A 23,546-nucleotide genomic window follows, 5' to 3' on the forward strand; every position below is an offset into this window, starting at 1 on the left:
CTATATAAATTCATCTATTTCATCTTGATTTTCATTTTTCTCGAGTCTTTCTTCACTTATGATTTTATACATTCTTTCCGCTTCTTCCTTTTTGGCGTGTGCACCCAGCATCAGGACTTCGAAAGTCACGATCTTGTTCCCGAACCTGATTTCGATGATATCCCCGACATTGAGAATCGTTCCTGCCTTTGCGGTACTGTCATTAATCTTCACACGCCCTTCGTCACTTACTTCTTTTGCAAGCGTACGCCTTTTTATAATACGTGACACTTTCAAATATTTATCGAGTCTCATTATTATCACCTTTCTCTTCCACCTGCTCAGATAAAGAATCCTGATTATGAATTGTATTCTTCATCCATCCCAGAACTTTATCCCCATACTCTTTTTCATATTTTATCTTTTCTGGTTTTCCTTCGGCCTTTTTAGCCTGCTCCCACACGCGGTCGAGATCTTCCATACCTTCAACTACCACATCTGAGAATACGTGAGGATGACGTCTGACGACTTTTTCGTTCATGCTTGAAAGTACATCAAGGAAGTTGAAGTAGCCGTCCTTATTGCCTATTGCTGAATGAAGTGCCACCTGGAGCAGAATGTCACCCAGCTCTTCCACAATCGCTTCATCATCCTGCCGTTCAATTGCTTCAATGACTTCATAGGCTTCTTCGATCAGATACTTCTCAAGTGATTCATGAGTCTGCTTTTTATCCCACGGGCAGCCATCCTCACTGACAAGCGTATCAAAGAGCTCCATCATATGATATATCGATCTGTTATTCTGCGTTTCAAGCTCCATTTCAGGTATGAACAGTGCCATCAGGTTGCTCCTCATCTGCATATGGTCCAGTTCATACAGCGGCGTTTCATAGACCATTTCGTCGCTGCCGCCTGCAGCAGTAACGATTTTGACATTCATTTCAGCCGGATAATAATCGAGCAGCGTCAGTTTGACTTCGCTTAAGCTGAGCTGGTCATAAACCTGGGTAATGATGGTGTGTTTCTTATGAGAGAGGTCTTCCAGCCTTAAAGTTGAAGCATCCAGCAGTTGGAAACCTTCATTGACCGGCACTTCCACAGCACTGATGACTGCATCTATGAAACTCTGTCCACCGACTATATTCACCCGGTAGCCGCCGCTTCCTGCACTTTCCATTAAAATCTCCGTTGTCGTTTCATAAAATAAAGGGTGCCCCGGCACAACATAGTCCACATCAGACGACTGTACTGCTTCAATCAGCCGGCGGCATATCTCTTCATAGGTCGATTCAAAAGTTTCATTGCTTTCATAAACTTCGTCAAAAGCCTTCCAGTTCAACCCTTCTTCTTTCAATGTACTGATGACCGGGTGGTCTTCTGTCCGCAAAAATAAATTCCCAGACGATTTGATCCTTTTATATATGCCTAGAGGCATGCTGTCTATATCTGAGCTTCCCAGTCCGATAATATTAATTGTATTCATCAGGCAACCTCCATTCGACTGTCTTGAATATCTTCCATGATGCTGACCAGTTTCTTTATATCTTTAGTGGCCACAGTGATTTTCAGCTCGCCGTCCTCGACTGCCACCTGTATCATTCTTCCGTATTCACTTGTATCCATGAACAGTTTTTCACCATCAACCTGTCCGGTCGCCGTCTTCGAAACATGCAGATGGATCCTGCGTCCGTCTTCTTTCACCTGGTATATGCCATACATCAATGCATATACTTTCACACGGACAAGTTGTATCAGATTGTCGACTTCTTCCGGATACTCTCCAAAACGGTCGATTAGCTCATCCTCGATATCTGCAACAGTTTCTATGGAATCTGCGCTTCTAAGACGTTTATAAATATCTATTTTGGACTGCTCATGCGTAATGTATGTTCCCGGAATATAAGCATCCAAAGTGATGTCTATCGGAATGTTCACCGGCTGCTCTTCTTCTTTGATGCCCTGCTTTTCCTTTACCGCAGATTCCAGCATTTCCGAGTACAGTTCATACCCGACCGAATCGATAAAGCCGGACTGGTGTTTACCGAGCAGATTTCCTGCCCCTCGTATATTCAGGTCGCGCATCGCGATTTTAAAACCGCTGCCGAGTTCCGTATATTCCTTGATCGCTTCGAGCCTCTTCTCTGCGACTTCAGTCAGTACTTTATTCGGCTGATGGAACAGGTAGGCATAACTGATCCTGTTGCTCCGGCCGACACGTCCGCGCAGCTGGTAAAGCTGGCTGAGTCCGAACCGGTCAGCATCTTCAATGATTAATGTGTTGGCATTCGGCACATCAACACCTGTTTCGATGATGGTGGTCGTCACAATCACATCAAACTCATTATTGACGAAGGCAAGCATCGTCTCCTCCACTTCCTTCTCAGTCATCTTGGCATGCATGACACCCACCGCCGCATCCGGAACAAGCGATTCGATATGCGCTTTCTTCTGATAGATCGTATCTACCCTGTTGTGCAGATAAAACACCTGACCGTCACGGGCAAGCTCACGTTCAATGGCTTCACGCACAAAGTTGCCGTTAAATTCCAGCACATAAGTCTGTACAGGGAACCTGTTTTCAGGCGGCGTTTCAATGACAGATAGATCTCTCACCCCCGACAGGCTCATATGCAGCGTTCTCGGAATCGGAGTGGCTGTCAATGTCAGCACGTCCACATTGGTTTTCAACTGCTTGATGCGCTCTTTATGACGGACACCGAAACGCTGTTCTTCATCGACGATCAATAACCCCAGATCTTTAAATTCAACGTCTTTACTCAATATTTTATGTGTGCCGACTACGATGTCCACTGTGCCTTCTTTAAGACCTTCCCGCGTCTTCTTATTTTGTGCAGCCGTTCTGAAACGGCTCATCACTTCGACATTGATGGGATAATCTTCAATTCTCTCGATAAGACTTTCAAAATGCTGGGCGGCAAGAATTGTCGTCGGCACTAAAAATGCAACCTGCTTATTATCCTGTACAGCTTTGAAAGCTGCCCTTATCGCGACTTCCGTCTTACCGTAGCCGACATCTCCGCACAACAGGCGGTCCATCGGCTTTATTTCTTCCATATCATTTTTAATTTCATTGACGGAAGCAATCTGGTCAGGTGTCGGTTCATACGGGAACCTTTCCTCGAATGATTGCTGCATATCTGTATCCGGACCGTACTTGAAACCCTGCGCCTGTGCACGTTCCTGATACAGCTTCATCAGCTCATCGGCGATTTCATTGACGCTCGCCTCCACCCTGGCCTTCGTCTTCTTCCATTCTGTACCGCCGAGCTTATGCATTTTCGGTGTGCTGTCTTCATTCGATACGAACTTTTGGACGAGGTCCATCTGATCTACAGGAATATACAGCTGGTCGGTCCCTTTATACTGCAGCTTCATATAGTCATTATGAATGCCGCTGATTTCCATCGTTTCAATACCCAGATAACGGCCGACACCATGATGCACATGGACGACATAATCTCCAACGTTCAAATCCTGGTATGATTTGATCTTTTCGGCATTCGACAGTTTTTGACGGCGCTGCTTGCGCTTCGCCGTCTTATTATAGAGCTCTTTCGAAGTAAGCATCGCCACTTTCATAAATGGCAGAATAAAACCTTTAGGCATTTCGCCTGTCGTCAGTACAATCCCGCTGTCAACCGGGATAGTATGGATGTAGCTTGTGATATTCAGGTCTTCAAGAAGCTGCTTCGTCTTCTGCAGTTCCTCTTCATTCCTTAAAATGATATTGATCAAGTATTCATCTTGTATCATCCTGTTCAGGTTGGATGCGAGAATATCATACTGACCGTAATAGATTTCCGTCGGACGGACTGATATCTTAACGATTTTGCCGATTTCCACCGGCATGCTCTTCGTGAACAATGTGAAATAGGTGCTGCCCTGCAGAGAGATCAACCGGTCCAATTGACCTTCAAGATAATTTCCCCCGCCTTTAAACATTTTGCCGGCTTCAACCATCGAACTGTAAAATTCACTTACTGCTTCAAATTCCGTTTCATATGCAGAAGTGATATTCGTCACTTCATCGATGAGTACATGATGAGCATCGGTGATGTAGTCAATGAGTGAATTGCCCTTCTCATGAAGAAGATGACTGTATTGGACGAGATGTTCGAATGTAAGGTCAGGGTGCGTCACTTCGGCATAATGTTCATCCAGATTCTCTTTCGTTGTCTCGTCCGCCATATTTGACGACTCTTCATAGAGCCCCTCGATTTTATCGAGGAGTGCTGCTCTGTCATCCTCATCCAGTATATATTCGGCATACGGATTCAATGTGAAAGTTTCAATGTTTTCCATCGAGCGCTGTGATTCAGGGTCGATGATCCTGAGTGAATCTATCTCATCGTCAAACAGCTCCATACGGTAGAGGGCATCTGATGTATATATATCAAAAATATCGCCGCGTACGGCAAATTCGCCGACATTCTGCGCTTTCGTCATCCGTTTGTACCCGAGACTCACCAAATCCCCGATAAGCGCCTCATAATTCACCGTGCCGCCGATTGCAAACGCCTGTTGATATTCCAACAGCTTATCTTTCGGCATCAAAGGCTTCATAAGCGCATGTACAGGCACGATAAATAGCCCTGGCACATTATGTGCTAGAGCGTAGCCTGCCGTCATCCGCGATTTTATAAAGTCCGGACTCTGCTTTGAATGGTTCTCAATCATTATGTCACCGACCGGGAACGTATAGACATTGTCTTCCATAAGATCCATCAGAACAGATGCGAGCTTTTCCATCTGATGATTATTTTGTACAAATACGACATAAGGTCTTTTATTCATTTCATAAAGCTGTGATAAAAGAGTCGCCTTGAAGTCCTCATTCACACCGGTCACCAGAAGGTTTTCTTTTTTATCGTGTTTTGCCACTTCTAAAAATCGTTCATCCTTCTGGATCCGTCTAAGTATCTTATCATCCATCCACATCACCATTAAACTGAGTCATCACTTCTTCGAATGGCTCATTGATAAAGCTTGAAGAAGCTTCACTCGTTCTGTCGATCACTTTTCCAAGTAAAGGCTGCTCATCTTTTTTAAACTTACTGAGCACATATTTAACCACTGTCATCCCTGTATCAGGCCGGTCGATGCCGATACGGATGCGTTTATATTTTTCACTGCCAAGATGCTGATTCAACGATTTCATGCCGTTGTGCCCGCCGCCGGTGCCTTTGCCCCTCAATCTCAATTTACCGAGCGGCAGGTCCAGATCATCATACAGGACAATGATATTTTCCAGCTCTATATTATAATAGTCGACCAGAGGACGTACGCCTTCCCCGGATAAGTTCATAAAAGTCTGCGGTTTTACCAGCATGACTTTTTGACCGTTATGAATGCCGATGCCATAGTCACATTTGAACTTCCGGTCTGTAACTTCAATGTCCAATTCTTCTCCAAGTTTGTCAATAACCATGAACCCAACGTTATGACGTGTCTGTTCATATTTTTTCCCTGGATTTCCAAGTCCAATGATACACTTCATCTTCTCACCTCATATAACGCTAAAAAAGGCGATGGTTGCCCACCGCCAATTGTTCAAATTATTACTCTTCGTCTTCTTCTGATCCTTCAGGAGCTTCAGCTGACTCTTCGCCCTCTTCAGACTCTTCGCCTTCTGCATCCTCATCAGGCTCTTCCTCTTTTTGTGGAGGAACAACTGTAACAAGTGCTTCATCTTCTTCGTTTTCGATAGTGAAGTTACCTGTAATTTCAACGTCGGATACATATAAAGTATCTCCGATTTCAAGTTCAGTAACATCCAGTTCCAACGATTCAGGAATGTTATCCGGTGTTGCAGTTACTTCTACTTCAAAGATAGGCTGCTCTACGATGCCGCCTTCGTCCGTCCCTTTCGCTTCACCAGTGATTTCAATCGTAACATCCACTGTAACTTCAGTTTTCATGTTGATTGCAACGAAATCGATGTGTGTGATCTGATTTTTAAGTGAATCAAACTGGTAATCATACACCATCACTTTCGTCTCTTTACCGTCAAGCTCCAAATCGATTACACCGTTACGACCCACTTCGCGGATCAATTTGATGAATTCAACTTCATCAACTGCAACTGCTGTGTTTTCAACTTGATAGCCATAAACGACTGCTGGTACTTGACCAGTATTACGCAGCTTGTTTATCGCTGAACGAGTTTTTGTTTCTCTATTTGCCGAGGCCAATTTTGCCATGGTAATAATTCCACCTTTCATATAACAGACAATGTATTATGTCCAATTTAACACATAGCACAAATAATAATAACATATTACCCGCTTGTTTGTAAAAGAAACTTTTAATTATCAAATAAAGTGCTTACCGACTCTTCTTTGTAGACACGTACGATCGCCTGTGCAATCAGCGCTCCCACCGAGAGTTCCTTGATTTTATCAATCTTCTTATCTTCAGCCAGCTGAATGGAATTGGTAACTACCAGTTCTTTTATAATTGAACTTTCAATTCTTTCAATTGCAGGTCCTGATAATACAGGGTGTGTACAGCATGCATAGACTTCTTTTGCCCCTTTATCCACGAGCGCCTGTGCTGCCAGTTTTATTGTACCGCCGGTATCGATGATATCATCGATGATGATTGCCGTTTTACCATCAATTTCACCGACGATGTTCATGACTTCTGCAACATTCGGTTTAGGTCGTCTTTTATCAATGATGGCGATTGGTGTCTTAAGACGGTCCGCCATTTTACGTGCACGGGTTACACCGCCATGGTCAGGGGACACGACGACCACTTCTTCAAAGTCCAGATCTTCTTTTTCTGAGAAATAATCACTTAATAAAGGAACGCCCATTAAATGGTCGATTGGAATATCAAAGAAACCTTGTATTTGAGGGGCGTGCAAATCCAGTGAAATCACTCTGTTGGCACCTGCCGTTTCCAGAAGGTTCGCCACTAATTTAGCCGTGATCGGTTCACGTGAACGGCTTTTACGGTCCTGTCTCGCGTAACCATAGTAAGGGATGACCAGGTTGATTGTTTTGGCAGATGCACGTTTCAGTGCGTCCACCATGATGAGCAATTCCATCAAATGTTCATTTACAGGCTGGGACGTCGGCTGAATAACGAAAACATCACACCCCCGCACACTTTCTTCAATACTGATTGATACTTCCTCGTCCGAGAAACGGTTGACTTCACATTTACCCAGTGGAATACCGATATGATTGGAAATCTCCTCTGCAAGCGGTTCGTTACCGTTCAAAGAAAAAAGTCTTAAGTTGGAATTAGTTACGTGAGTAGCTGACATGATTTGCCTCCATTATTTTAGTTTTTATAATAGCCTTCTTTTGTCGTCTGTCTGTTTCTTGCAATTGCCAGACTGTCTTCAGGTACTTCGTCTGTTACAGTGGATCCTGCTGCAACAAATGACCGTGCACCAATTTTAACAGGAGCAACCAGATTGGAGTTGCATCCGATGAATGAGTCCTTGCCGACTTCCGTCTTATATTTGTTTTTACCATCATAATTCACTGTTATTGATCCGCATCCGATATTGGCACGGGCACCAATATACGCATCTCCAATATAACTTAAATGAGAAACTTTTGCCTCATTTTCAAGCTCGGATTTCTTAACTTCGACAAAGTTGCCGATTTTAACTTGTTCACCAAGTGTGGTCCCCGGTCTCAACTGGGCAAAAGGCCCCACATTCGTGCCTCTGCCGACTTTGGAACCGGTAATGACAGACTGTTTTATAACAGCATCATCCATTATCTCTGAATCAGTGATATGGGATGAAGTGGTTATTGTAACATTTTCACCGATGATCGTGCTGCCGCTGAGCACTGTGCCCGGATGAATTATAGTATCCATGCCAATTTTTACATTGGCATCAATATAAGTAGTTTTAGGATCGATAAGCGTCACACCATTCTGCATATGACTGACATTGATCTGTTCACGCAGCAATTCTTCTGCCTGACTGAGGGCAACTCTGTCATTGATGCCTAACGTCTCTTCAAATTCCATTGTTTCATAAGCATCGATCAACTTATGTTCCCTGAAAAGTATATTGACCGCTTCAGGCAGATAATATTCATTTTGAGCGTTATCATTTGTGACCTTGTCCAAAGCTTTAAATAGTGTTTTATTGTCAAAGATGAATGTACCGGTACTGATTTCATGCAGCTCCCTGATTTCAGAAGTCGCATCTTTCTCTTCAACAATCCTTTTTACCGAACCGTCATAATTCCTGACAATTCTGCCATAGCCGGTCGGAACATCAGCTTCTGCAGAAAGGATCGTTGCCAAAGATTTCCTCTCATTATGAAAATCGAGCAGATTTCGAATCGTATGGGATGAGATAAGCGGTGTATCGCCGCAGATTACCAAAGTGTCTCCCTCTTCATCAGCCAGCAGATCTCTGAGCTGATTCACTGCATGTGCAGTGCCGAGTCGTTCTCTTTGAACTGTTTTTTTAACACTGTCACCTAAATAATCACTGACTTCGTCACTGTCCGGACCAATGATGGTATAAACTTCATCAAATCCGGCCTCTTTAACATTATTGATGACATGCTGAATCATCGGCAGTCCACATAACTCATGTAAAACTTTCGCCTTTTTTGATTTCATGCGTGTACCTTTGCCAGCAGCTAAGATTATCGCTCTAGTTTGCATAGTTACCCTCCAATTATTCGATACATCAATTATATTTTACTCTATAATTACTTTCAAGACGAACATTAGGAGATTGTAAAACAATTCACAGGAGCAATCCAATCTTCCACAATGAATACTTATGATTTTAATTCTGTGACCTCATTTTTACACTGATGCATGATCTTCCCAAAATAAAAAGAGTATAAAATCTATGGGCAGATTTCATACTCGATTCCTAGTTTTATACGTTCTGGTCATCATCGTCTTCTTGTGCCGGTTCCTCGTCGGTTTCCATTTCTGATTTTTCATCTTCTCCGCTGCTGTCTGCTTTCTCTGCCTCCGCGACATCTTCAGTTTCATCATAGACTTTCATGATTTCTTCCTGTACATGCTGTCTCATCTCTGAATTGATCGGATGTGCTATATCCCTGAATTCACCGTCCGGAGTTCTCTTGCTCGGCATAGCTACGAAAAGTCCATTGTTACCTTCAATGACTCTCAAGTCATGAATGACAAAAGAACCTTCAAATGTAATCGACACTAACGCTTTCATTCTTGTATCCTGATTATTAACTTTACGCAGCCTGACATCTGTAATTTTCATATTCAGTTCCCCCAATAAGTTGATATTGTTGGATCAAATGTGTTACTGCTGCAGTCTAATCATATTAAATTGGTTATTGCGTTTCCATCTTATTCTTCCGATGCAACAACTTCAATTTCTACCTGAACATCTTTAGGTAGACGACTGACTTCCACACATGACCTTGCTGGTAATTTACCCGTAAAATAAGAACCATAAACCTCGTTGATATGCGGGAAGTTACCCATATCAGATATGAAAATCGTCGTTTTTACTATATTGTCAAAGTTCATTCCTGCTGCTTCGAGTACATATCCTACGTTTTTCATCACCTGATCGGTCTGCTCTTTAACGTCTTCGGAAATGATTTCTCCTTCTTTCGTAAGAGGAATCTGGCCTGATGAGAAGAACAGACTGCCCACTTTTACGCCATGGCTGTATGGCCCTAATGCTTCCGGTGCTTTTTCTGAATTGATTGGTTTCATAACTGACACTCCTTTTAGTTGTTACTTTCAATATACTGTATACAGTTTCCTTCTTCTACTGCAAAGGACTGGTTGTATTCATCTATATTCGATACTTTCAATACCGATGTATAATCTTTGAACTTCCTGTTGGCAACCTCTTTTGCTTCCACCAGTACACTGACACCGACGATCTCCGCACTGAATTCTTCCATAAGATTCATCACGCCGGAAATTGAGCCGCCTGCGCGCAGGAAATCGTCGACCACAAGCACGCGCGAACCTTCTTTTAATGTACGTTTCGATAACACCATCGTTTCAATCTTACGGGTTGATCCCGAAACATAGTTCACGGAAACAGTCGACCCTTCCGTAACCTTGTTGTCTTTCCTGATAATTGCGACCGGGGCATTCAGCTTTCTTGCAACTGCATTTGCGAGTGATATACCTTTTGTTGCAATGGTGACGACTGCATCTATCTCTTCATCCTTATACATCGTCGCAATCAGTTCACCGATATCATTCATCAATGACGGGTTGCCCATAATATCGGACATGTATAAATAGCCGCCGGGGAGCAGCCGGTTGTTCGTCTCCAGAATGTCCTTGAAATTCGATACGATTTCTATCGCACGTCCAGTGCTGATTTCAGGATGGTAGGTGATCCCTCCGCCTGCACCGGCCGTCGTTCTTATTGTTCCGATGCCATCATCTTCAAATACATGCTTTATAATGCGGATATCTTCACTGATTGAAGATTTCGCCTGATTGAACTGATCTACAAAATAAGTCAGCGGGATAAGCTCGTTTGGATGTGAAACTAAATATTGCGTCATGAATACTAGACGTTCACTGCGTTTGTATTTCATTATAACTCTCCAGTTCCGTATTATTAAGTACGATTTTATCACAAACGTTCGCCTTCAGCCAATTAACCCAGCAGTCTTACACGGTAGACTTCGTCACAGCAGCCGCGCATGGAGTTGTACAGATGTATCGCCTGACGTTCCTTTTGAACGAGACCGAACACTGTCGGGCCGCTGCCGCTCATCATTGCCTTATCCGCCCCTGAAGCTTCCATATTCTCGATCAGTTTCTTAACTTCCGGATAATGTTCAATCGTCACTTCTTCCAGATCATTCTTCATGTGATTCACCACACCGTTATAGTCGCCTTCGACAGCCGCTTCAACCACTTTTCCTGAAGCAGGCTCATGCTTCCCCGGCTGCAGGCGAGAATATATGACTTTCGTCGATACACCAACCGAAGGTTTTGCCAGAATCACCCATGCATTCGCCGGTTTCGGCAACAGCTCTATCGTTTCACCTCTGCCTGTGCAAAGTGCCGTTCTCCCAAAGACGCAGAACGGGATATCCGACCCCAGCTCTGCGCTGAGATCCGCCAGCTCCTCAAGAGAACGGCCGAGTCCGTACAGCTCATTCATGCCTCTGAATGTCGCAGCCGCATCGCTGGAGCCGCCCGCGAGTCCCGCTGCAATAGGTATATTTTTCTCAATCACAATATTGACCCCGGTTTTTATACGATAAGTTTTCATCATTAAAGCCGCGGCCTGATAAGCAAGATTTTTTCTATCATTTGGTAAATACTGGTTTTCAGTCTCTATCGTTATTTTATTGTCCGTACGCTTTTCAAATGATAATTGATCGTTCAGATCCACTGTCGTCATCACCATGCTGACTTCATGAAAATTATCATCTCTTTTGAAAAGGGTATCCAGTGTTAAATTGATTTTAGCCGGAGCTGTTTCATAATGCATAATACTATCTCCATTTTGTCCTTTTATTTTTGTCTATTTTAACATAATCCAATATGTATATGGAGATTCTGTATAATAAAAGGCTGGACAGCGGTGTGTTTTACACCGTCCAGCCTGATGTTGATCAGTCATCTGATTTTCTTTTATTTAATGCCCATAACACAATCATAAAACTTACAGCGACCCAGGCGAGCAGTATTAAAAACTCCGCTGCGCCGCCGTCACCGTTTAAAATATACAAGTTTTGATAAAGCGGAAGATATTCTGCAATCTGTCTCGCAATATGGGTTTCGTCAGTGACCAGAAATTCAATATACGGCGTGAAGCCGAATATGAACATGATCGGGATTAAATATACCGAAGTCGTTGCGACACTCTTGACCAGCAGTCCGACGCCGATGCCAAGATTTAAAAAGAATATGCCCAGCAAAATCAATCCACCAATATTTTCAACTGACCAAAAGCCGGTGGTTTCGATCAGCATAATGGATGCGACCAGTGATATTATTGTCATTAAAGTAATGACAGAGCTTTTGCCTGCGATAATATCTATAATCGTTGCCGGTGACTGCAGCAATCCTCTCAGTGTGTCCTTTTCATTCTCTTCTGCCATCATCGTCATCATCGAACTGAATGTTACAGCAGTAAAAACGACGCCGACGATTATAATGACCATTTCATTCGGTACACCGTCTGTTCCAGCCTCCATTCTGCCAAAGAATGCTGATATCACAATCGGAATCAGTACCGACGTAAACAACATCATATTCCTCATGAATTCCTTGAAGTCTTTTTCAAATATTGCCGCCACTCTTGCCATGTTCATATTAGACAAGCTCCTTTCCGGTTACTTTTTTGAATACTTCACCCAGTGTCGGAAAATCCGTCCGGATATCAATGACACTTGTATCAAACAGTGCTTCTTTTAAGAAATCCTGATTTTCCAAATCGCGTCCTACCGTTCTGACACCGCCGTCTTCATAAGTCAGATGCACATCATTCTTTTTATACCTGTGCCTCAATTCTTCCGGCGAGCCGGTTTCTTTAATGACACCCTCATACAGGAAAGCGACTCTGTCACACAATCTCGTCGCCTCGTCCATATTGTGGGTCGTCAGCATGATTGTCGTACCTTCATCTTTTAGATCTTCCAGCATTTCATGAATTTTTTCTGTTGTTGTCGGGTCAAGCGCACTGGTCGGTTCATCCAGGAACAGCACATCCGGTTTATGGAGTACTGCTTTACACAGCATCACGCGCTGTTTCATCCCTTTGGAAAGTTTGGAAACTCTTTTGCCCTTCTCTTCCAATAGACCGACTTTCCCGAGCACTTCATCCACCACATTTTTAGGCGCATCGTATAATTTTCTGTAAAGTTCCAGGTTATCGCTGACCGTCAATCTGTCATATAATGAAGTTTTATCAGATAGGATACCCAAATTTTTAACATATGAAGTCTTTCCAAAGTGCTTGTCCGAAGTCCCATTCACTTCCAAACTGCCGCCGGACGATTTAAATTCACCAGTTAAAAGTTTTATCGTTGTCGTTTTCCCTGATCCACTCGGCCCGAGCAACCCGAACACTTCTCCTTTCGCCACTTCAAAATTGATTCCTTTCAGCGCATGCTCCGCACCAAATGTCTTTTTCAATTCATTTACATGTATCATTTGAATTCCCTCCATGTTTTTCGGTTGATTTTGTTGTTAATTCAAGATTACACGCAAAATAAAAACACCGCGATATAATCACGGTGAGTTGTGGTTACGGGATATTCAATTGTGTCGAAATCCCTTTAAGTAAAGGGTGTACAGGCTAAATTGTACTATACATAGCCGAGTTGTACCTTGGGATGTACCAATCATATTCCAAACTGTTACAGCGATTTCACCTTTTTATTGAAGACTATTAAAAAGAAGACAACACTGAGAATCGTCCATGTGATTAATATGATAAACGGCTGAACAATCATACCTTCCCTGATAAATAAATTCTGATATAACGGAGTCAGCTCAAAAAATCGGCGGAAAATATTATCCTGATCTGTGACTATCAGTTCGATATATGGTGCCATTGCAAATATAAAGAGCATGATAATTATAAAAAGTGATGAAGAGGCCAATGTCTTTGATATCATTCCGAACGCAGCCGACAAAAAATAAAATATCATCCATAAAATAATCAAAGCAATGATATCAACAAAATTCATCATCATCAGACTATCCATCAGAATTAAATTGAATATCATGATTAAAGAAGTGACAGCGAATAACAGAATCCCTCTGCCAATAATGTTGGCTGTCATGCTTTTTTTATCCGTAATCACATAATCTAAAGCTCCCTGTTCATTATCTTCTGCCAGCATGCTTATTATGATACTGCTGGTCGCTGAAGCAAAGGTGATACCCACCATCGTAAAGATGACTATGAAAGGTATCGATTCCCCAACCTCTTCATCGATTCTCTGAAACATCAGCGCCATGAGAATCGGCAGCAGCAGGCTTGTGAGCATCGACATATTCATAACCATCTCTTTGGCGCTCAATTTGAATATCGCCATTATTTTATGTCCCATAAATCAACCTCATTTTGTATTTGCTTCTATAATGTAATCAGATGTTCCTGGATTTCATTGTATTTGGTCCTGGATAAAGGGATTTTTGATTCTTCCGGATTGCTGATGACGACTGAATACGTATTTTTGGACCATGTAATGATCTCTTTCACTTTGTGCAGGTTCACTATATAAGACCGGTGGCATCTGTAAAATCCATGACTGCCGAGCTTCTTTTCCGCTTCCTGCAAGGTGGACTCCATAACAAACTTTTCCCGGGAAATATTTATGAACACTTTCCCTTCATTGCTTTCCAAATATTCTATATCACTTATATTGACAAATAATGTTTTGTCATCCGCTTTAACTTTTATTTTGCTGATTTTATTCTCATTCTCTTCTTCAGGACTTTCTTCCGTTTCCACTTTTTGCAAGCCATGCTGAGTCAGTCGTGTGATATCAGGCTGGACAAGGAATGCATCTTCTGTCCTGGTCACAGCAACAACGACCCCTTTTTTCTGCTCCTTCAGATGGCTGATGAGCTTATGAAACAGATGGATATTATCCTTTGTTGTCCCGTAAAACGGTTCTATGAATATTATGTAGTTTTGGTCACTGAGCAGTCCATGTATGAAACTGAGCCTCTGGATGGTTTCATCATTTGCTTTGCCGAGCGGGAGACTGCTTACGTCTTCCAGCCTGTACTGCATCAATAGATCATCTGAGTTCGTCTTCCTATTATACCAGCCGCTGTAAAAGCGGATATAGTCTTTAATGTTGTGGCGTTTAAAAACAGGCATTTTAGATTTTACGATACCCACTTCACTTTTATCAATCATCGCTTCCAGTTTTTTTAAATATTCAAAAGACATCTGAATCGCTTCTACTTCGCCTTCTTTAAAATGAATTTGGTCGGCACTGTCTCTATCGATAATTCCGCTGACATTAATCTCCATTTGGACGCCCCCTTTACACTATTATTATAATGATAATCTCTCTTAAAATCACACTTTTAGTAGAAAACGCATTCATTTAGATTTCGAGACTTTATCCCTTTTAATTTTCAAAGATATATTGTAATATGAAGATACAGTTAGTTACATTATGTAATTAAATAAAATAATGTTATTCGGAGGAAAGATTTATGACTAAAATTGGTATTATTGTAGGTAGTACACGCGAAGGCCGTGTAAGTGTTCCAGTTGCAGAGTGGGTTAAGGAATTTGCTGAGAAGCAGAATACTGACGCACAATTTGAAATCGTTGATATTAAAGAGTACGGTTTAGACCGTTTCAACGAAAAATTACCGCCGGCTATGGCAAATAAAGAGTACTCCAATGAAAAAATTACTGCATGGTCTGAAAAAATAGATGAGTTGGACGGATTCATTTTTGTGACTCCTGAATATAATAACAACATCTCTTCATCACTGAAAGACCATATCGACTATATCGCTTCTGAGTGGAACAACAAAGCAGCAGGTATCGTAAGCTACGGTTCGACACTTGGCATGTATGCTTCACTTGCACTGCGCAACACACTTGGAAACTTGAGAATGGCTATCGTTTCACCTCAAGGTGCTTTCAGCCTGTTCACAGACTTTGAAGAAATGACTAAATTTGCGCCACAGGAAGTCCACAATGCAACTATGGAAGCATTGGTCAACGATGTAGTAAATTGGTCAACAGCTCTTAAAACAGTACGTTAATCTCTGATTAACATTCCTAATATAATAAAGCCTGCATAAATGGATTTCATTTATGCAGGCCTTTTTTGTTTAAAATCCGAACTGAGCTTCTTTTTTAGCTGTGATTTCTTTATATGTTTCCGACAATACCATCGTGTCATCTATTAGTCTGTCAAGACGCAGGTGGACATCATCTCCCTGAAGCTGACCGTCGATAAAGTTCGTATCCAGAACGAAAACATATCTCGGCACTATATTCGCTTTTAAATAGCTAAGAATCGGCTTGTAGTTATATTCCGGAATTAAGAAATGTTTATCTGAGCCTGCAGTGATGAGCAGGCTGACTGTTTTGCCTTCAAGAGCATTTTGAGGCAGCAGATCGAATATATTTTTCAGCGCTGCCGGCATTGAAGCCTGGAAAATCGGGCTGCCGATAAAAATGACATCTGATTCTATGATTGTCGCCAATACTTCTGTGGCATCACCGCCGTAATCCAGATAATTTCTGCCATCGCTGAACGGCAGATCTACATCTTGTAAGTTAATGTATTTGATTGTTGCATCACTGTACTGCGCTTCCAGCTTTTCTTTCAATAAAGTTGTTGCGATACGTGTTTTGTTGCCGGCATTTGAGCCTGATAATACTAAAATATTCATTACAACTATTCTCCTTTAGTCCGTTTTGTATATTTCTTAATTTCCGGTACCACTTTCTCACCTAATAGATCAATTGTTCTTTTAACATCATCAATGGGCACACCGCCAAAATCTATCTGGGCAATATAGCGGTCGTGATTGAACATTTCATGCTGATATAGAATCTTTTCCACAATATGTTCCGGAGATCCCACGTTGATGACACTCTTTACGTCCTGTCCCTGGGCGAATGCCTGTTTCGGAAATCCCTGCCCATTGGACAGTTTCATACCTTCATTGATATGAGGATAATATTCCTTATAGGCATCCATCATATTTTCCCTGATATATAGGAAACCTGCTGTCGCAACAGGCAGATCATCCGGATTAAAACCATTTTCAAAAGCTGTCTGGCGGTACAGATCGATTCTTGATTTAAAAGTTTCAGCCGGTCCACCGAGATGCGCCTGATACATCGGGATACCTATTCTTCCCGCCTTCTGGGCAGATGCGAGAGAACCGCCGACGGCCCGCCATATCGGCAGTCCCTCCTCTTGGTTTTCCGGACGGGGTATGACTTGCGCATCATTTAAAGGTGCACGGAATTCACCATTCCAGTTTATAGTCTTATTTTCATTTATTTTTAAAAACAGCTCGAATTTTTCTTCAAATAACGCTTCATAGTCGTTTAAGCTGTAACCTAGTAATTCATAAAGGCCAACCCGGGAGGCTCTTCCTGCGACGACTTCCATCCGGCCGTCCGACAAAAGATCGATTGTCGAAGCATCTTCAAATACCCGGACAGGGTCTGAAGTACTGATGATCGTTGATCCTGATGAGATTTTTATTTTGCTTGTCGCTTGAGCAATTGCAGACAACAGGACAAGATGTGCCTGGGATACGAAATGTTCCTGGTGTGATTCGCCTACCTGGAACACATCGAGGCCTGCATCTTCAGCCATCTTTGCCGCTTCTACAATTTCCTTCAGACGCTGGCTTGCGGGAATCAGCTCTCCAGTGTGTGGATTCGGCATATGTTCACCGAGGGAATAAAGACCGATTTCCATCCCCTTTGAACGATTGATTTCAGGCATAACATGAGGATTTTCACTTTTCATATGTCACTCTCCAAACTTTAGTACTTTAAGTATACGCATGCTGACAATTATTTTCTAATATATTGTTTATGTATTTAGTATGAATTAAAAAAGCACAGTTTTAAATGTCTGTTGCAGTATTTCTTGAATTCTGACTTTTATTGTTGTAATATCCTTACTACATCAGGATTGTTCATACGAAATAAAAGTTTAAATTGGTCTACCAGCTTGCAGAAACGCCAAATCAAAAAATTAGGAGTGGTTTTACAATGAAACGTTTGGCAAAGGCAGGACTTGCAGCAACACTTGCTCTTGGAACATTCACAGCCGTAAACACGACCGATTTGACAACACACGCAGAAACAGAAGTAATGGCAGAGAAAGACGTTAAAAATAATGAATATTATTATGAATATAATGGAGATACTGGATATCAGGATGATGCATCATTCTTGCTGGATGAAGCATTCGTCAAAGGATTATCAGATAATAATTTTACTTTGAATGGGTATGAAGTCGACGCTGATCCGGATGCTCACTTAGACAGTGAACATCATGAAATCATTGAAGTTTATGATCAGACATTGCATGTCAATGAGAGCGGCAAAGCGACACAGGCTGAGTTTCCTGTAAATGAAGGTACAATTTCCACGGATGATCTTGAAGACGTTTATGGAGAACCTGCGGGTAATTCATATTTGGATGGTGAAGGAAACGGTATGTATTTCTATTTCGAAAATGGAAAGCAGATCAATTTCAGCATCAGTGATGGCTCTGTCAACCTTGCAAAAGTAGGCGCACATGACTCTGAAGGTGCCGGAGACCGATAGTTTCAAAATTAAAATGCAAAAAAATAAGGTGGAAAATCTTACAATCAAGATTTTCCACCTTATTTTATGTTTAGCTGAGTCTGTACCAGCTGTTACCGTTCTTATTGGATTACAAATGCTTCACTCTGCTCGTTGACGAAAGTCATTTCAACATTGGATGTCAATACATCAGTGTATGTATATGACACTCTTTCAAAATTATGTTCTTCTTGATCAAGCTCTACTACGAAAATAGAAGGATATGTTTCTCTCAGAATACCATGTCTTTCTATTAACTTCTTACGGCCTCCATTGGCACGAAGAATAACGCGATTACCTAATTGACAATCAAGAATCTTTTTGATGTCGACTAAAGATTTTGGCATTTGGCCCACCTCACTAAATCTATTATAACAAGTTTACATAACTTTGTCAATAAATCGTTGGAATTAGTCGGCCTTACACGAACTTTAAGTTCGGAAAATTAATTAACTTACGGTATATTCCTGCAAATTCTTCAATTGATAAACTTTCTCCCCGTCTTCTCGGTTCAATTCCTGCATCATCCAGCAGCTCATTTATCTCAATTTTATATGCTTTTCCATCCTCAAACAGGGAGAGATAATTATTGAGGATGGTTTTTCTTCTCTGTACAAATGCACCTCTGGTGAGCTTGAAAAATTTCTCTTCGTCATCCACTGCCACTTTCGGCTCTTTCCTTGTCTTCATCTCTACTATGATTGAATCGACATTCGGTGCCGGCATAAATACAGCCTTTGGGACATTTTGAACTGTTTTGGCATCCGTATAATAATCGATGGCGATGGAAAGCGAACCGTATGCCTTTGTACCCGGTTCTGCACTGATGCGTTCGCCCACTTCTTTCTGCATCATCACGTAGTACCGGTCAATCGGCAGCTTCTTCATAAGAAAATTCATTAAAATAGGCGTTGTAATGTAATACGGCAGATTTGCCACGACAACAACTTCTTTGAATGTCCCCAGATCTTCTTCTATCATCGTTCCGACATCTGCTTTTAAAATGTCCTCATTGATAATCGTGACGTTGTCATATGGTGAGAGCGTATCATTAAGGACAGGTACCAGTCTTTGATCAATTTCATAGGCAACCACTTTCCCTGCTCTTTTGGCAATCTGTTCAGTCAATGAACCGATGCCCGGTCCCACTTCAATCACTGCCGTATCTTCGTCGATCGCCGCCCGGTCCAGCACTTTATGGATAACATTGGCATCGACCAGAAAGTTTTGTCCCAGACTTTTCTTAAATGTGAAACCGTGTTTTTTTAATATCTCTTTGGTTCTTGATACTGTTGCGATATCTTTCATATCATTCATCCTCTTCCAGCTCTGACAATATAGCCGTCACTCGGTCCTTTTCTATCCTGTACCGGTTCAGTTTATTCCTCAGCTGCTTTGCATTTGCGTAGCCGATATTCAGCTTCTCGGTCAAATACTCCCGGCGGGCTTTTGAATCGCCGATGCCGCTCAGCCGCCAGAGCTGCATATCCTCTACCGATATCTCTTCAGTACGCACCTGATGATTGACAAGTACATTTCGAAGCGCACTGCGGATGGCTTCAATCGAAGCGTGTTCAATCCCGATGCCGCGTTTACTTGTCGCAGCTTTTCTCGAAATAAAAGCCTCTTTTATATCAGGGAATCTTTCTAAAATGGTATTTCTGATCTTATGCCCGGGAAAGTCGGGGTCCGTTAAAATGATGGCTCCCCTTGTGGACATAGCCACTTCAATTTCCTGCATGATTCTTTCATTGATAGCCGAGCCGTTTGTTTCTATCGTCTCACAGATTAAAGCTTCCTTTAACCTCCGGGTATCGTCCCTGCCTTCAACTACAATTATTTCATTTATTACTGGTTTATCCATAAGTTAACTCCTTTGGACATTATCATAACATAATATTTCACAGCATTAATCATTTTATTTTTAACGAAAAAAAGCTGAGAGATTCTCTCAGCTTCATCATTTGAAGTTAAAAAGTCTTTCAGCATTTTCGGTCGTCGCTTTTGCGAGCGATTCATAAGGCATGTCTCTTAATTCCGCAATCTTTTCAGCGATCAGTTTGACATATGAAGGTTCGTTGCGTTTACCCCGGTGAGGATGCGGTGTCAAAAACGGTGCATCCGTTTCAACCAGCAGCCTTTCAAGCGGCACATGAACGGCAATATCTTTCGGCAGCTGTGCATTTTTAAATGTCACTGGGCCTCCGAGGGAGATATAGAAGTTCATATTGATGACCTCATCCGCCACATTCTCATCTGCACTGAATGCATGCATGATGCCGCCGATGTCTCCGGCCTGCTCTTCTTTTAAAATTTCTACACAATCTTCGGTTGACTCTCTGTTATGGATGATAATCGGCAGATCCACCCGTTTTGCGAGAGCGATCTGTCGCCTGAACAGTTCTTTTTGAACGTCCTTCGGTGATTTGTCCCAGTGGTAATCCAGGCCTGTTTCACCGATTCCTACAATCTTTTCATGTTTCGATAATTCTTCTATCCATTCAAGATCCTCATCGGTACAATCCACTGCATCTACAGGATGCCAGCCGATTACACCGTAGACATCCGCATGTCGATCGATCAGTTTCATCGTACGTTCGATGGTTTTACGGTCAAATCCGACTACCACCATCTTTTCTATGCCGGTATCTCTTGCACGTAAAATCACTTCTTCCAGATCCTCATCATAGTGATCTGCATTCAAATGTACATGTGTATCAATCAGCAAAGGGATCACTCCTTATTTTACGATGCTGCCGTTTTCTATACCATCAGGCACGCTGATCAGTGTCAGACGGTTGTTCTTTTCAGCTGTTAAAATCATACCTTCTGAAAGCTCACCGCGCAGTTTAACTGGTTCAAGGTTCGTGACAACAAGCACTTTTTTGCCGATGATATCTTCAGGTTCATACTGTTCTCTGATGCCGGAGACGATCTGGCGCTTCTCTTCACCGAGATCAACTTGGATTTTCAACAGTTTATCCGCTTTTTTGACACCTTCGGCATTGATGATCGTACCGGCTTTAATTTCAACCTTATCAAAATCATCAATTTTAATGCGTCCTGAAGTTAAATCTTCCTGCTCTTCTTCCTCCTGTTTAGGCGGCTTCATCGAAGTCTTGATATGTTCCACTTCACTTTCAACATCCAGACGTGGATAGATCGGCTGCGGTTTGTCGATGATTCTGCCATCCACCTTAATACGTCCGTATGTCTTGATGGAGTCATACTCTTCAAGAGTTTCATCAACCATGTTCAGCTGTCTAAAAATTTCTTTCGGACCATGAGGCAGATACGGTTCCAGAAGAATTGCCGCAATACGGATATTCTCAGCAAGGTGAACCATCACATTACCAAGCTCTTCTTTTTTACTCTCATCTTTTGCGAGCACCCACGGCGTCGTTTCATCAATATACTTGTTTGTACGGCTGATGATTGTCCATGTTGCTCTGAGTGCTTTATTGAATTCAAGTGCTTCCATTGCATCTTCATAAGCCTGTATGTTTTCTTTCACGACATTTTCAAGGCTTTCGTCAAATTCATTGATATGCCCTTTATATTCTGGCAGTTCACCGTCAAAGTACTTATTAATCATGGAAAGGGTACGGTTGACCAGGTTGCCAAGGTCATTTGCAAGGTCGAAGTTTGTACGGTCCACGAACGATTCCGGTGTGAATACACCATCAGAACCGAAAGGCACTTCTCTCATCAAGTAGTAACGCAGTGCATCGAGGCCATATCTTTCAACTAATGTGTTCGGGTAGATGACATTTCCTTTGGACTTGGACATCTTGCCGTCCTTCATCAATAACCAGCCATGCCCCATCAGTTTTTTAGGCAGTGGCAGATCAAGTGCCATCAGCATTACCGGCCAGTAGATCGCATGGAATCTGACGATCTCTTTCCCGATCATCTGGACGTCAGCCGGCCAATATTTACGAAATAAAGTTTCGTCATCAGAACCATAGCCGAGTGCAGTGATATAGTTTGTCAATGCATCGATCCAAACATAGACCACATGCTCCGGGTTTGATTTAACCGGGATTCCCCAGTCAAATGTCGTTCTGGAAACTGCCAGGTCCTCGAGTCCCGGTTTAATGAAGTTGTTCAGCATTTCGTTTTTACGTGAAGCCGGCTGGATGAAATCAGGATTGTCTTCATAGTACTGTACAAGGCGGTCTGCGTACTTACTCATCTTAAAGAAGTAACTTTCTTCTTTGAGCAGCTCGACTTCATGACCGCTTGGCGCTACTCCGCCGGTCATATCGCCCTTCTCGTCCCTGTACACTTCAGCAAGCTGGGATTCTGTAAAGAACTCTTCATCTTCGACGGAGTACCATCCTTCATATTCGCCAAGGTATATATCTCCCTGTTCCAGCAGCTGTTCAAAAATCTGCTGAACCGCTTTTTTATGAAAATCATCCGTCGTACGGATAAACTGATCGTTTGTAATTTCAAGCAGCGACCATAACTCCTTCATATCTTCGGCCATATCATCAACATATTTCTGAGGAGACACACCCATCTTCTGAGCTTTGTTCTCGATTTTCTGACCGTGTTCATCAGCACCGGTTAAATAATATACATCATATCCGCGCATACGCTTATACCTAGCCATAACATCACTTGCGATTGTCGTATAAGCGTTTCCGATATGAAGCTGGCCACTCGGATAGTAAATTGGCGTCGTTATATAAAATGTCGGTTTTTCCATGCCATTGCCTCCTAATTGTTCATTAGTTAAATATATCTAATTTTGCAGTGATTTTCAATTGTCGTTGTATAATTGTTGGCAACTTGAAAACCTTTTGTGCTATAATCATCTGTATCTTAAGACCTGCCATTTTTAAACAAAAAAGATGTATTTTTATTTATATATTTTAATTGGTTTGAATTTAGAAACAGAGTCTTAACATTATAATTCCTAAAAACCACAACGTAGAATCTTCATGAGGAACATAGTAAGGAGGAAATCATATGAAGTCAACTGGTATCGTGCGTAAAGTCGATGAGTTGGGCCGTGTAGTAATCCCTATAGAGTTGCGACGCATTCTCGATATCGAAGTAAAGGATGCTTTAGAAATCTATACCGATGATGACACGATCATCCTGAAGAAGTATAAACCATCCATGACTTGTGATATTACAGGCGATGTCTCAGATAAAAACATGAGGCTTGCTGAAGGCCGGATCATCTTAAGTGAAGAAGGCGCCAACATGCTTATAAAAGAGATTCAAGATAAAATGTCTGATGATTAACAAATGCTGCCGAAAA

At 42.1% G+C, this 23,546-nt stretch carries 25 protein-coding genes; 3 read left to right on the plus strand and 22 right to left on the minus strand.

Features of this window, described 5'->3' with window-relative positions; translation table 11 throughout:
* From ACY8DT_RS04830 to ACY8DT_RS04900, 15 genes are all read right to left on the minus strand, one after another.
* Nucleotides 1-294 carry an RNA-binding S4 domain-containing protein gene (locus tag ACY8DT_RS04830; RefSeq protein WP_462421795.1) on the minus strand — a complete coding sequence of 98 codons (294 nt, stop codon included), beginning with the start codon at nucleotides 292-294 and terminating at the stop codon, nucleotides 1-3.
* Nucleotides 281-1,462, minus strand: coding sequence for a MazG nucleotide pyrophosphohydrolase domain-containing protein (locus ACY8DT_RS04835; RefSeq protein ID WP_462421796.1), 1,182 nt, complete (start codon nucleotides 1,460-1,462; stop codon nucleotides 281-283). Before ACY8DT_RS04835 ends, ACY8DT_RS04830 begins: the two co-directional genes overlap by 14 nt.
* On the minus strand, nucleotides 1,462-4,932 hold the full coding sequence (mfd, locus tag ACY8DT_RS04840; protein ID WP_462421797.1) for a transcription-repair coupling factor: 3,471 nt from the start codon (nucleotides 4,930-4,932) through the stop codon (nucleotides 1,462-1,464). The genes ACY8DT_RS04835 and mfd overlap by 1 nt, the downstream gene beginning before the upstream one ends.
* Nucleotides 4,925-5,497, minus strand: a complete 573-nt coding sequence (gene pth / locus ACY8DT_RS04845) for an aminoacyl-tRNA hydrolase (protein WP_462421798.1) — start codon at nucleotides 5,495-5,497, stop codon at nucleotides 4,925-4,927. Before pth ends, mfd begins: the two co-directional genes overlap by 8 nt.
* Before the next feature lie 61 nt (nucleotides 5,498-5,558).
* Nucleotides 5,559-6,200 carry a 50S ribosomal protein L25/general stress protein Ctc gene (locus ACY8DT_RS04850; protein WP_462421799.1) on the minus strand — a complete coding sequence of 214 codons (642 nt, stop codon included), beginning with the start codon at nucleotides 6,198-6,200 and terminating at the stop codon, nucleotides 5,559-5,561.
* Between the two features lie 104 nt (nucleotides 6,201-6,304).
* Nucleotides 6,305-7,273, minus strand: a complete 969-nt coding sequence (locus tag ACY8DT_RS04855; RefSeq protein ID WP_462421800.1) for a ribose-phosphate diphosphokinase — start codon at nucleotides 7,271-7,273, stop codon at nucleotides 6,305-6,307.
* Between the two features lie 17 nt (nucleotides 7,274-7,290).
* The gene (glmU, locus tag ACY8DT_RS04860) at nucleotides 7,291-8,646 is read right to left on the minus strand and encodes a bifunctional UDP-N-acetylglucosamine diphosphorylase/glucosamine-1-phosphate N-acetyltransferase GlmU (protein ID WP_462421801.1); all 1,356 of its coding nucleotides are present in this window, start codon (nucleotides 8,644-8,646) and stop codon (nucleotides 7,291-7,293) included.
* Nucleotides 8,647-8,869: 223 nt separating this feature from the next.
* On the minus strand, nucleotides 8,870-9,232 hold the full coding sequence (gene spoVG, locus ACY8DT_RS04865) for a septation regulator SpoVG (RefSeq protein ID WP_462421802.1): 363 nt from the start codon (nucleotides 9,230-9,232) through the stop codon (nucleotides 8,870-8,872).
* An 89-nt stretch (nucleotides 9,233-9,321) separates the two neighbouring features.
* The gene (locus ACY8DT_RS04870; protein ID WP_462421803.1) at nucleotides 9,322-9,696 is read right to left on the minus strand and encodes a RidA family protein; all 375 of its coding nucleotides are present in this window, start codon (nucleotides 9,694-9,696) and stop codon (nucleotides 9,322-9,324) included.
* Between the two features lie 14 nt (nucleotides 9,697-9,710).
* A complete protein-coding gene (gene purR, locus ACY8DT_RS04875; RefSeq protein WP_462421804.1) occupies nucleotides 9,711-10,544 on the minus strand; it encodes a pur operon repressor in 834 nt (277 codons plus the stop codon).
* Between the two features lie 62 nt (nucleotides 10,545-10,606).
* Nucleotides 10,607-11,452: a 4-(cytidine 5'-diphospho)-2-C-methyl-D-erythritol kinase gene (gene ispE / locus ACY8DT_RS04880; protein ID WP_462421805.1), complete on the minus strand. Its 846-nt coding sequence runs from the start codon at nucleotides 11,450-11,452 to the stop codon at nucleotides 10,607-10,609.
* Nucleotides 11,453-11,576: 124 nt separating this feature from the next.
* A complete protein-coding gene (locus tag ACY8DT_RS04885) occupies nucleotides 11,577-12,278 on the minus strand; it encodes an ABC transporter permease (RefSeq protein WP_462421806.1) in 702 nt (233 codons plus the stop codon).
* 1 nt (nucleotide 12,279) lies between these two features.
* Nucleotides 12,280-13,119: an ABC transporter ATP-binding protein gene (locus tag ACY8DT_RS04890; RefSeq protein WP_462421807.1), complete on the minus strand. Its 840-nt coding sequence runs from the start codon at nucleotides 13,117-13,119 to the stop codon at nucleotides 12,280-12,282.
* A 206-nt stretch (nucleotides 13,120-13,325) separates the two neighbouring features.
* Entirely contained in the window at nucleotides 13,326-14,024 is a 699-nt protein-coding gene (locus tag ACY8DT_RS04895) for a hypothetical protein (RefSeq protein WP_462421808.1), read from the minus strand.
* A gap of 26 nt (nucleotides 14,025-14,050) precedes the next feature.
* Nucleotides 14,051-14,959, minus strand: a complete 909-nt coding sequence (locus ACY8DT_RS04900) for a LytTR family DNA-binding domain-containing protein (protein WP_462421809.1) — start codon at nucleotides 14,957-14,959, stop codon at nucleotides 14,051-14,053.
* 188 nt (nucleotides 14,960-15,147) lie between these two features.
* Here ACY8DT_RS04900 and ACY8DT_RS04905 point away from each other — a divergent pair, with 188 nt between their 5' ends.
* Complete coding sequence (locus ACY8DT_RS04905) at nucleotides 15,148-15,711, plus strand: NADPH-dependent FMN reductase (protein WP_052254984.1); 564 nt, start codon at nucleotides 15,148-15,150, stop codon at nucleotides 15,709-15,711.
* Nucleotides 15,712-15,780: 69 nt separating this feature from the next.
* Here ACY8DT_RS04905 and ACY8DT_RS04910 read toward each other — a convergent pair whose 3' ends face one another.
* Both ACY8DT_RS04910 and ACY8DT_RS04915 read right to left on the minus strand, forming a co-directional pair.
* Complete coding sequence (locus ACY8DT_RS04910) at nucleotides 15,781-16,347, minus strand: NADPH-dependent FMN reductase (protein ID WP_462421810.1); 567 nt, start codon at nucleotides 16,345-16,347, stop codon at nucleotides 15,781-15,783.
* A gap of 5 nt (nucleotides 16,348-16,352) precedes the next feature.
* The gene (locus ACY8DT_RS04915; protein ID WP_462421811.1) at nucleotides 16,353-17,444 is read right to left on the minus strand and encodes an LLM class flavin-dependent oxidoreductase; all 1,092 of its coding nucleotides are present in this window, start codon (nucleotides 17,442-17,444) and stop codon (nucleotides 16,353-16,355) included.
* 248 nt (nucleotides 17,445-17,692) lie between these two features.
* Here ACY8DT_RS04915 and isaB point away from each other — a divergent pair, with 248 nt between their 5' ends.
* Nucleotides 17,693-18,253, plus strand: a complete 561-nt coding sequence (isaB, locus tag ACY8DT_RS04920; protein ID WP_462421812.1) for an immunodominant staphylococcal antigen IsaB family protein — start codon at nucleotides 17,693-17,695, stop codon at nucleotides 18,251-18,253.
* Between the two features lie 101 nt (nucleotides 18,254-18,354).
* Here the strand turns inward: isaB and ACY8DT_RS04925 are convergent, their stop codons facing one another.
* From ACY8DT_RS04925 to metG, 5 genes are all read right to left on the minus strand, one after another.
* The gene (locus ACY8DT_RS04925) at nucleotides 18,355-18,618 is read right to left on the minus strand and encodes a Veg family protein (RefSeq protein WP_052254987.1); all 264 of its coding nucleotides are present in this window, start codon (nucleotides 18,616-18,618) and stop codon (nucleotides 18,355-18,357) included.
* 73 nt (nucleotides 18,619-18,691) lie between these two features.
* Complete coding sequence (gene rsmA, locus ACY8DT_RS04930; RefSeq protein WP_462421813.1) at nucleotides 18,692-19,588, minus strand: 16S rRNA (adenine(1518)-N(6)/adenine(1519)-N(6))-dimethyltransferase RsmA; 897 nt, start codon at nucleotides 19,586-19,588, stop codon at nucleotides 18,692-18,694.
* The gene (gene rnmV, locus ACY8DT_RS04935) at nucleotides 19,581-20,135 is read right to left on the minus strand and encodes a ribonuclease M5 (protein ID WP_462421814.1); all 555 of its coding nucleotides are present in this window, start codon (nucleotides 20,133-20,135) and stop codon (nucleotides 19,581-19,583) included. The genes rsmA and rnmV overlap by 8 nt, the downstream gene beginning before the upstream one ends.
* Nucleotides 20,136-20,231: 96 nt before the next feature.
* Nucleotides 20,232-20,999: a TatD family hydrolase gene (locus ACY8DT_RS04940; RefSeq protein ID WP_462421815.1), complete on the minus strand. Its 768-nt coding sequence runs from the start codon at nucleotides 20,997-20,999 to the stop codon at nucleotides 20,232-20,234.
* 12 nt (nucleotides 21,000-21,011) lie between these two features.
* Complete coding sequence (gene metG / locus ACY8DT_RS04945) at nucleotides 21,012-22,985, minus strand: methionine--tRNA ligase (RefSeq protein WP_462421816.1); 1,974 nt, start codon at nucleotides 22,983-22,985, stop codon at nucleotides 21,012-21,014.
* Nucleotides 22,986-23,248: 263 nt separating this feature from the next.
* On the opposite strand from metG, the gene ACY8DT_RS04950 reads away from it, so the two are divergent.
* Nucleotides 23,249-23,530, plus strand: coding sequence for an AbrB/MazE/SpoVT family DNA-binding domain-containing protein (locus ACY8DT_RS04950; RefSeq protein ID WP_052254992.1), 282 nt, complete (start codon nucleotides 23,249-23,251; stop codon nucleotides 23,528-23,530).
* The last annotated feature ends 16 nt before the right edge of the window (nucleotides 23,531-23,546 follow it).

Source organism: Salinicoccus sp. Marseille-QA3875, assembly GCF_054950095.1.

Coding starts and splice junctions, on each gene's coding strand:
- ACY8DT_RS04830 (WP_462421795.1), bottom strand. CDS start 294: ATGAGACTCGATAAATATTTGAAAGTGTCACGTATTATAAAAAGGCGT.
- ACY8DT_RS04835 (WP_462421796.1), bottom strand. CDS start 1,462: ATGAATACAATTAATATTATCGGACTGGGAAGCTCAGATATAGACAGC.
- mfd (WP_462421797.1), bottom strand. CDS start 4,932: ATGGATGATAAGATACTTAGACGGATCCAGAAGGATGAACGATTTTTA.
- pth (WP_462421798.1), bottom strand. CDS start 5,497: ATGAAGTGTATCATTGGACTTGGAAATCCAGGGAAAAAATATGAACAG.
- ACY8DT_RS04850 (WP_462421799.1), bottom strand. CDS start 6,200: ATGGCAAAATTGGCCTCGGCAAATAGAGAAACAAAAACTCGTTCAGCG.
- ACY8DT_RS04855 (WP_462421800.1), bottom strand. CDS start 7,273: ATGTCAGCTACTCACGTAACTAATTCCAACTTAAGACTTTTTTCTTTG.
- glmU (WP_462421801.1), bottom strand. CDS start 8,646: ATGCAAACTAGAGCGATAATCTTAGCTGCTGGCAAAGGTACACGCATG.
- spoVG (WP_462421802.1), bottom strand. CDS start 9,232: ATGAAAATTACAGATGTCAGGCTGCGTAAAGTTAATAATCAGGATACA.
- ACY8DT_RS04870 (WP_462421803.1), bottom strand. CDS start 9,696: ATGAAACCAATCAATTCAGAAAAAGCACCGGAAGCATTAGGGCCATAC.
- purR (WP_462421804.1), bottom strand. CDS start 10,544: ATGAAATACAAACGCAGTGAACGTCTAGTATTCATGACGCAATATTTA.
- ispE (WP_462421805.1), bottom strand. CDS start 11,452: ATGCATTATGAAACAGCTCCGGCTAAAATCAATTTAACACTGGATACC.
- ACY8DT_RS04885 (WP_462421806.1), bottom strand. CDS start 12,278: ATGAACATGGCAAGAGTGGCGGCAATATTTGAAAAAGACTTCAAGGAA.
- ACY8DT_RS04890 (WP_462421807.1), bottom strand. CDS start 13,119: ATGATACATGTAAATGAATTGAAAAAGACATTTGGTGCGGAGCATGCG.
- ACY8DT_RS04895 (WP_462421808.1), bottom strand. CDS start 14,024: ATGGGACATAAAATAATGGCGATATTCAAATTGAGCGCCAAAGAGATG.
- ACY8DT_RS04900 (WP_462421809.1), bottom strand. CDS start 14,959: ATGGAGATTAATGTCAGCGGAATTATCGATAGAGACAGTGCCGACCAA.
- ACY8DT_RS04905 (WP_052254984.1), top strand. CDS start 15,148: ATGACTAAAATTGGTATTATTGTAGGTAGTACACGCGAAGGCCGTGTA.
- ACY8DT_RS04910 (WP_462421810.1), bottom strand. CDS start 16,347: ATGAATATTTTAGTATTATCAGGCTCAAATGCCGGCAACAAAACACGT.
- ACY8DT_RS04915 (WP_462421811.1), bottom strand. CDS start 17,444: ATGAAAAGTGAAAATCCTCATGTTATGCCTGAAATCAATCGTTCAAAG.
- isaB (WP_462421812.1), top strand. CDS start 17,693: ATGAAACGTTTGGCAAAGGCAGGACTTGCAGCAACACTTGCTCTTGGA.
- ACY8DT_RS04925 (WP_052254987.1), bottom strand. CDS start 18,618: ATGCCAAAATCTTTAGTCGACATCAAAAAGATTCTTGATTGTCAATTA.
- rsmA (WP_462421813.1), bottom strand. CDS start 19,588: ATGAATGATATGAAAGATATCGCAACAGTATCAAGAACCAAAGAGATA.
- rnmV (WP_462421814.1), bottom strand. CDS start 20,135: ATGGATAAACCAGTAATAAATGAAATAATTGTAGTTGAAGGCAGGGAC.
- metG (WP_462421816.1), bottom strand. CDS start 22,985: ATGGAAAAACCGACATTTTATATAACGACGCCAATTTACTATCCGAGT.
- ACY8DT_RS04950 (WP_052254992.1), top strand. CDS start 23,249: ATGAAGTCAACTGGTATCGTGCGTAAAGTCGATGAGTTGGGCCGTGTA.